Source organism: Nitrospirillum amazonense (genome assembly GCF_029594735.1).
Taxonomy (GTDB): Bacteria; Pseudomonadota; Alphaproteobacteria; order Azospirillales; family Azospirillaceae; genus Nitrospirillum; species Nitrospirillum amazonense.
Genome location: NZ_JARPAF010000001.1, coordinates 277,866 through 278,616 on the forward strand (window position 1 = coordinate 277,866; position 751 = coordinate 278,616).

General features: G+C 69.8%; 1 protein-coding gene and 1 pseudogene. Both read left to right on the forward strand.

All coding sequences use genetic code 11. From position 1 onward, the window contains the following. Positions 1–108 precede the first annotated feature (108 nt). Positions 109–291 (forward strand): annotated as a pseudogene (locus P5F91_RS29980) (MBG domain-containing protein); the annotation flags it as partial. A 172-nt stretch (positions 292–463) separates the two neighbouring features. Beyond that, positions 464–751 (forward strand): MBG domain-containing protein (locus P5F91_RS29850; protein WP_479684990.1); only part of this gene is annotated, 288 nt, incomplete at its 3' end.

A 751-nucleotide genomic window follows, 5' to 3' on the forward strand; every position in this document is an offset into this window, starting at 1 on the left:
GGCAGCGGCACAGCGGCGTCGGTGGGCAGCTACACCATCACGGCCAGCGGCGCCACGGGGACGGGGCTCAGCAATTACTCGGTGAGCTACGCCGATGGCACGCTGACGGTGAACCCAGCGGCGCTGACGATCACGGCCAGCGGGGCGAGCAAGACCTACGGCACCAGTGCCAGCCTGACGGGGTACAGCAGCAGCGGGCTGGTGAACGGTGACAGCGTCAGCGCTGTCACCCTGGCGTCCAGCGGGTCCGGCACCGCGGCCTCGGTGGGCAGCTACAGCATCACGGCCAGCGGCGCCACGGGCACGGGGCTGAGCAACTACTCGGTTAGCTACGCCGACGGTACGCTGACGGTGAACCCTGCCGCACTGACGATCACGGCCAGCGGTGCGAGCAAGACCTACGGGGCCAGCGCCAGCCTGACGGGCGACGCTCGCGTCCGGTGGCAGCGGCACAGCGGCGTCGGTGGGCAGCTATACCATCACGGCCAGCGGTGCCACGGGAACGGGCCTCAGCAATTACTCGGTGAGCTACGCCGACGGCACGCTGACGGTGAACCCCGCCAGCCTGACGATCACGGCCAGCGGGGCCACCAAGACCTACGGGACCAGTACTAGCCTGACGGGGTACAGCAGCAGCGGCCTGGTGAATGGCGATACCATCAGCGCTGTCACCCTGGCGTCCAGCGGTTCGGGCACGGCGGCGTCGGTGGGCAGCTACAGCGTTGTGGCCAGCGGTGCGACGGGGACGGGG